6 protein-coding genes are annotated in these 7,008 nt (G+C 66.5%); 2 read left to right on the forward strand and 4 right to left on the reverse strand.

Going from position 1 to position 7,008, the window contains the following annotated elements:
* From ACI38Z_RS00185 to ACI38Z_RS00200, 4 genes are all read right to left on the reverse strand, one after another.
* Window positions 1-259 (reverse strand): class I tRNA ligase family protein (locus tag ACI38Z_RS00185; RefSeq protein WP_439788172.1); only part of this gene is annotated, 259 nt, incomplete at its 3' end.
* A gap of 395 nt (window positions 260-654) precedes the next feature.
* Window positions 655-1,254 (reverse strand): NUDIX hydrolase, encoded by a 600-nt coding sequence (locus ACI38Z_RS00190; RefSeq protein ID WP_439788173.1) that lies wholly within the window; start codon window positions 1,252-1,254, stop codon window positions 655-657.
* 137 nt (window positions 1,255-1,391) lie between these two features.
* Window positions 1,392-3,290: an ATP-dependent zinc metalloprotease FtsH gene (gene ftsH, locus ACI38Z_RS00195; RefSeq protein WP_439788174.1), complete on the reverse strand. Its 1,899-nt coding sequence runs from the start codon at window positions 3,288-3,290 to the stop codon at window positions 1,392-1,394.
* 169 nt (window positions 3,291-3,459) lie between these two features.
* Window positions 3,460-4,305: a TrmH family RNA methyltransferase gene (locus ACI38Z_RS00200; RefSeq protein ID WP_439788175.1), complete on the reverse strand. Its 846-nt coding sequence runs from the start codon at window positions 4,303-4,305 to the stop codon at window positions 3,460-3,462.
* 125 nt (window positions 4,306-4,430) lie between these two features.
* Between ACI38Z_RS00200 and ACI38Z_RS00205 the strand changes: the two genes are divergently transcribed.
* The gene (locus tag ACI38Z_RS00205) at window positions 4,431-6,230 is read left to right on the forward strand and encodes a L,D-transpeptidase family protein (protein ID WP_439788176.1); all 1,800 of its coding nucleotides are present in this window, start codon (window positions 4,431-4,433) and stop codon (window positions 6,228-6,230) included.
* A gap of 225 nt (window positions 6,231-6,455) precedes the next feature.
* The coding region (locus ACI38Z_RS00210) for an NAD(P)/FAD-dependent oxidoreductase (protein ID WP_439788177.1) at window positions 6,456-7,008 on the forward strand (553 nt) is incomplete at its 3' end.

The following is a 7,008-nucleotide window of genomic DNA, read 5'->3' on the forward strand; positions in this document are numbered from 1 at the left end:
CGCGCATGGACCAGTAGCGGTTGATGATGTCCTTCGAGATCTTGTTCTGAGCGTGTCCCAGGTGGATGGGGCCGTTCGCATACGGGGGGCCGTCGTGGAGCACGAACTTCTTGTGGCCCTCGTTCTTCTTGAGCAGCTGGCCGTAGACGTCGTTCTGCTCCCAGTCCTTGAGCCGCTCGGGCTCGTGCTGGGCAAGGCCGGCCCTCATGGAGAACTTGGTCTTGGGCAGGTTCATCGTCTTCTTGTACTGATTTGCCACCTCGCGTCCTTTCCCTTCTGGGCACCCACGAAAGAAGCGCCCGTCCCTCTTGCTGGGACGAAGCGCTCCTCGACACTTCGCTTGTGACCACCCAGCGAGCGGAATCTCCGCCAAACTCGGTAGGCCTGTCTCGGCGGCCTCTCCGGCGGCGCCTACTTGCGGCGGGCTGTCCCGCGCTTTCGGACCGCAGCTCCGGGGTGATCTTCCGAAAGGCACGACCGCGGGCTCCCACCGTCCCCGCTCTCTCTTGGCCGCGACGCCAGACGTACTCTCCCCATCAACGCAGCATGGCCGATGATAGCACTACGCGGCCGTTCGCGGAACGTTTGCGACGCGGGCCGGATATTTATTTGACACGGGCCCCCACCGTCACTATGCCGCAGACCCAGGCGACGCTACATGCGTTCCAGGAGCTTCGGGTACACCCAGCGCACCATCCACGGCTCGCTCACGTGGTCGAGCACATCGTCCCTCTCGAACCATCGCACCGCCTTGTTCTCGTCCGGCTTCGGCCGCACGGGCTCGTCGGGGTCCGCCTCCACGAGGTACGTCACGTTGAGGTGTAGGTGCGAGCTCACGTAGGCGCCGCGCTTCACGTGGCCGTTCACGCACAGCACCTCGAGCGAGATCGGAGCTCGACCAACGAGCCTCGCCCGCGTCAACCCGCTCTCCTCCCCCACCTCGCGAAGCGTCACCCTTGCGAGGTCGAAGTCGCCGTCCGCGTGTCCGCCCAGCCACGCCCACGTGTCGTAGATCCTGTGGTAGGCCATCAGGACCATCGACCGGTCCGGGCTCACCACCCAGGCGGAGCCCGTCAGGTGCGCCACCTCGTTCCGCCGCGTGCTCACGTCGGGGCAGTCCGACCTCCCGAGCCATTCCAGAATCTGCCTCCGGTCGCGCTCCTCCTGCTCGCAGCCAGGGACAAACGCCTCGACGTCCCTCGCGAGGCGGCTCCTGTCATCAGGCTCCCGCACGCGACTCTCCTCCGCGTCCATGTGACCCCCTCGTCCGACTCCAAACCGCGTGCCAGTATAGCCAAGCACCTTTGCGAGCGAGAAGAACGGACCCCCAAGACCGTGAGGTCTTAGGGGTCCGTCGCCATGTGCCTATCGCTCCGTCGGGTCTGATGCACCTACTGCTGCGTGCCGGCCTGGCCCTGCGTGTTGTACTTGGGTGCGAAGCCGTCGTCGCGGTTGAGGATGTTCATGAACTCCTCGCCCGTGATCGTCTCCTTCTTCTGCAGGTAGTGCGCGATCTCGTGCAGCTTGAAGCGGTTGTCCTTCAGCGTCTTGAGCGCGATCTGGTGACCCTTCTCCACGAGCCTGGTCACCTCGTCGTCGATCTCGGTCGCCGTCGCGTCGGAGCAGGTGAGCTCGGCGCCGCCGCCAAGGTAGCGGTTGCGCGTCTCGCCGAGCGCGACCATGCCGAACTTGTCGGACATACCGAGCTGCGTAACCATCGCGCGGGCGATCTTGGTCGCCTTCTCGATGTCGTTCGCGGCACCGGAGGTCATCTGGCCGAAGATCAGCTCCTCGGCAGCACGGCCGCCACAGAGCACCGCGATGCGCTGCTCGTACTCCTCGCGGGTCGTGAGGTAGTGCTCGTTCTCCTCGGTCTGCATGGTGAAGCCGAGCGCGCCCGAGGTACGGGGCACGATCGTGATCTTGCTGACGGGCATCTTGCCGTCCTGCACCGCCGCGACGATGGCGTGGCCCGTCTCGTGGTAGGCCACGACCTCCTTCTCGTGCTCGGAAAGGACGGTGGACTTCTTCTTCTCGCCCGCGATGACCACGTCGACGGACTCCGTGATGTCCTCCTGGGTCACGCGGTTGCGGCCCATGCGGACGGCTCGGAGCGCGGCCTCGTTGATGATGTTGGCGAGGTCGGCGCCGGATGCGCCGGGGGTCGTGCGCGCCACGAAGCCGAAGTCGATGCCCGGCTCCATCTTCACGTCGTGCGCATGCAGCTTGAGGATGGCCTCGCGGCCGGCGAGGTCCGGGAGCTCCACGGGGATGCGGCGGTCAAAGCGGCCGGGGCGCAGGAGCGCCGGGTCGAGCACGTCGGGCTGGTTGGTCGCGGCGAGCACGACGATGCCCTTGTGGTTGTCGAAGCCGTCCATCTCGGTCAGGAGCTGGTTCAGCGTCTGCTCGCGCTCGTCGTTCGAGTTGATCGACATGCCACGCTTCTTGCCGATGGTATCGATCTCGTCGATGAACACGATGCAGGGGGCCTTCTCCTTGGCCTGGTTGAAGAGGTCGCGCACCTTCGCGGCGCCGCGGCCCACGAACATCTCGACGAACTCGGAGCCGGAAATCTGGAAGAACGGCACGTCCGCCTCGCCGGCGACCGCCTTGGCGAGGAGCGTCTTGCCCGTGCCCGGAGGGCCCACGAGGAGCGCGCCGCGCGGGCAGCGGGCGCCGATGGCCGCGTACTTCTCCGGGTGCGAGAGGAAGTTGACGATCTCCTGCAGGGATTCCTTGGCCTCGTCCTGGCCGGCGACGTCCTTGAACGTGACGCCCGTCTCCTTGCCCTTGACCTCCTTGGCGTTGGAGCGGCCAAGGCCGCCTCCCATGCCAAAGCCGCTCCCGAAGTTCATGGAGGGCTCGTCGCCCATCTGCTTGCGGAGCCTCCTGTTGAGGAGCCAGCCGCCGCCAAAGATGATGGCGATGGGCAGGATGTAGCTGAGCGCGAGGTACAGCCACATGTCGCCGCTCTGGTCGGGGATCTCGGCCGAGAAGGTCACGCCCGCCTTCTGCAGGCGCTTCACGAGGTCGCTGTCGTTGGGGAACTCGGTTGTCTCGTACGTGACGTCCTTGTCGTCCGTCGTGAACTTGATGGTGTTGTCGCCCGTGTTGAGCGTGACGGTCTTCACGTCGCCGTCGTCCACCATGTCGATGAACTTGCTGTACGTCACCTGCTCTACCTGCGACTGCGTGATGCTCGGGTACAGCACGCTCCGCAGTCCGATTGCGAGGGCAATCGCGATGATCAGGTAGACGATCATCGATTGTCTCTTCTTCTTGTCGTCCATAGCGCTTGGGACAGCTCCTTATGTCTTGCGCGCCGCCCTCCGAACGGGCCACGCGACGCTTCTGTTCTGATACCCAAACAGGATTCAATGTTGCACGGGCGACCCGCCAGCGGGCACCGCCGCACTTCTCCACAATACCAAACGTTCCTGCAAGGCGCTCGCAATGCGGCTAATCGCCATCCCCCGCGCCCCGTTCGCCACGCGCGAAGAACTCCCAGAACGCCACCGCCGAGGACGCCGCGACGTTGAGCGAGTCCACGCCCCGCGACATGGGGATTATGACCGTCCGGTCCACGGCGTCGAGCACCCGCCGCGACAGGCCTGTCCCCTCCGTGCCGAAGAAGAGCGCGAGCCTCCCCGCCGCCGCGAGCGACGGGTCGTCCACCCTGGTCGCGCGCTCGTCGAGCGCCATGGCCACCGTCGTGAAGCCGCCGTCGCCAAGCTGGGCGAGAAGTGCTTCCGGCCAGGGCCGCGGCGCGACCGCCCACGGCACCACGAAGACGTTGCCCATGGACACGCGGATCGAGCGCCTGTTGAGGGGGTCCGCGCACTCGGGGGCGAGTATGACGGCGTCCGCCCCCAGGGCGGCGGCGTTCCTGAAGATCGCCCCCAGGTTGCTCACGTCGACCAGCCCCTCGAGCACGGCCACCCTGCGCGCGCCGGAGAGCGCCTCCCCCACCGTGAGCGCCCTCGGCCGCCGGACGGCGGCCATGTAGCCGCGCGTCACGTTGAAGCCCGTGACCTCGCTCATGAGTTCGCGGCTCGCGACGTAGACGGGCACGTCCTTCTCGCCCAGGGCGGGAACGTGCGCGAGGAGGTTGTCGAGGTGCCGCTCGTCCACGAAGACGCTCACCACGTCGAGGCCGCGCTCCACGGCGAGCTGTATCACGAGGAGCGACTCGCAGATCACGAGGGCCTGGTCGGGATGGAGGTTCGACCGGAGCTGCCGCTCCGAGAGCCTGAGGTATGGGTCGAGCCCGCGTTCAGCTAGGCTCTTGATGCGTGTAATTGTCATTTAATCCGTCACCATTCGCATGGTCCGCGCCGATTTGGATAGAATTGTAACCCGTTGAACTCGACCCCCGCGGAGACGCGGGAGCGCGGTTGGCAAACCGCGATTGGCAGATCCGAGGCAGATTCGTGACAGACAACAGGAAACCGCAGCGTCAGCGCATTGACGTCATCAACGCACAGGGGCAGCGCATCACCGTGAGGAAGCCCGAGGCGGCCACCGGCGCCTCCGCAAGGCCCAACGGCACGGCCGCGCCGCGCCAGGCCGCGGGTGCCGCCCGCACGGCACGCCAGGACGCCCCCTCAGCCCGCACGGCACGCCAGGACGCCCCCGCAGCCCGCACGGCACGCCGGGCGTCGCACTTCGCGAACGCGACCGGTGCCGCCGCCGGCCAGGGAGGCACGGCCAGCTCGGCCGCCGGCAGGACCGCCGCCGCGCCGATGGGCAGGGCCGTCCCCGCCTACGACCCCCACATGGACCTCGAGGGCATGCGCGGCCGCGAGTCCGCGCGCAAGGCTCCGCGCCGTCGCCACGGCAAGGGCGCGGCCATCGCGGTGGGCGTCGTCTGCGCCATTTACCTTGGCGGATGCGCCCTCTGGTCCAACGTCTACATGCCCAACACCACCGTCAACGGCAAGGACGTCTCGCTCAAGACGCCCGCCGCGGAGGCGTCCGACCTCAACGACGCCCTCGACAGCTACAAGCTCGCCGTCAGCGGGGACAACGTGAGCCTGAGCGTCAAGGGCTCGGACATCGACCTCAAGTACGACACCTCGTCCTACGCGAGCGACACCATGTCCAAAATCAACGTGTGGGCCTGGCCCGTCACCATCTTCACGGGCAACGACGTGACGACCAAGGTCGACATGGACTACGACAAGGACAAGCTCGCCTCGCTCGTGAGCGCGGCGGTCAAGACCGCCAACGCCAACGCGACGCAGCCCACCAACGCCACCGCGAGCTACGACGAGTCCGCGGGCAAGTTCGTCGTCTCTAAGGAGAAGGTCGGTACGGCCGTGGACGAGTCCGCCGTCCTCAAGGCGGTCAAGTCCGCGCTCTCCACCGGCACCACGACGCTCGCGCTCGGCAGCGGCCAGCTGCAGCAGCCCACCGTGACCTCCACCAGCAGCAAGCTCAAGACCGCGGTCGAGACGGCCAACAAGTACCTCGCGGCGACGCAGACGCTCACGGCCAACAGCAAGACCGTCGCGACGGTGGACGCGAAGACCATCGCCAAGTGGGTCAAGGTCGGGGACGACCTGTCCGTCACGCTCGACACGGACGCCATCAAGACCTGGGCGTCCGGCGACCTCGCCAAGTCCCTCAACACGGTGGGCACCACGAGGACCTACACCAGGGCCGACGGCAAGCAGGTCTCCGTCTCGGGCGGCACGTACGGCTGGAGCGTCAACACCGACTCCCTCGCCTCCACGCTCGCCTCCAACATCGAGGCCGCAAAGTCCGCCACGTTCGACGTGCCCTGGTCCACCAAGGCGGACCAGTGGAACCCCGGCGGCGCGGACTGGGGCACCCGCTACATCGACGTCGACCTCACGGAGCAGCACGCGCGCTTCTACGACAACGGCTCGATCATCTGGGAGAGCGACTTCGTCTCCGGCGACCCGACGGAGGACCACGCCACGGACACCGGCGTCTACACCATCAACTCCAACAAGGGCACGAACCAGACGCTCAAGGGCCTCGACGAGAACCACGACGGCCAGCCCGACTACACGAGCCACGTCTCGTACTGGATGCCCTTCGTGGGCAACCTCGTCGCGTTCCACGACGCGTCGTGGAGGTCGACGTTCGGCGGCACCATCTACCAGGGCAACGGCAGCCACGGCTGCATCAACCTCCCCACGAGCGCCGCGCAGAAGCTCTACGACCTCACGAAGGTCGGCGACGTGGTCGTCGTCCACAGCTAGCCCTCGGGGCGAGAAGAGCGGCCGCCTCGGCCGAAGCCACAATCCATAGGGACGCCAGGGGCGCCCGCGAGCCATTCGACTCGCGGGCGCCCCGCTCTTTACGCGCCTTCCTCCGCTCCCCGATTCCCACTTGTGCACGCCGCCATTTATTGATACTAAATTTGTATCATATGAAGCGTAACGCTTCCTATGGACCCAACGGATCCCAAGCGAGAGGACCTCCCCATGAGCACGATCGCGATCGTCGGAGCCAACCATGCCGGCACGGCAGCGGCCAACGCAATTCTCGACAACCACCCCGGAAACGAGGTCGTGATCTTCGATCAGAACTCGAACATCAGCTTCCTCGGCTGTGGGATGGCGCTGTGGATCGGGCGGCAGATCTCCAAGCCGGACGGGCTCTTCTACCAGACGAGGGAGCAGTTCGAGGAGAAGGGCGCCACGGTCCACATGGAGACCCGCGTCGAACACATCGACTACGATGCCCAGGTCCTGCACGCCGTGGGGCCTGACGGCAAGAGGTGCGAGCAGCGCTACGACAAGCTGATACTCGCGACGGGCTCCGTCCCGGTCCTCCCCCGCTGGGAGGGGCGTGACCTCGAGAACGTCCAGCAGGTGAAGCTCTTCCAGGATGCCCAGGCCGTGATCGGCAAGCTCGAGGACGATGCAATCAGGCACGTCGCCGTCGTGGGGGCGGGATACATCGGCGTCGAGCTCGCCGAGGCCTTCCAGCGCTGCGGCAAGGAAGTCACGCTCATCGACCAGGCACCGACCTGCG

The sequence above is a fragment of the Parafannyhessea sp. genome (genome assembly GCF_051876455.1).
In the GTDB taxonomy this organism is placed as follows: domain Bacteria; phylum Actinomycetota; class Coriobacteriia; order Coriobacteriales; family Atopobiaceae; genus Parafannyhessea.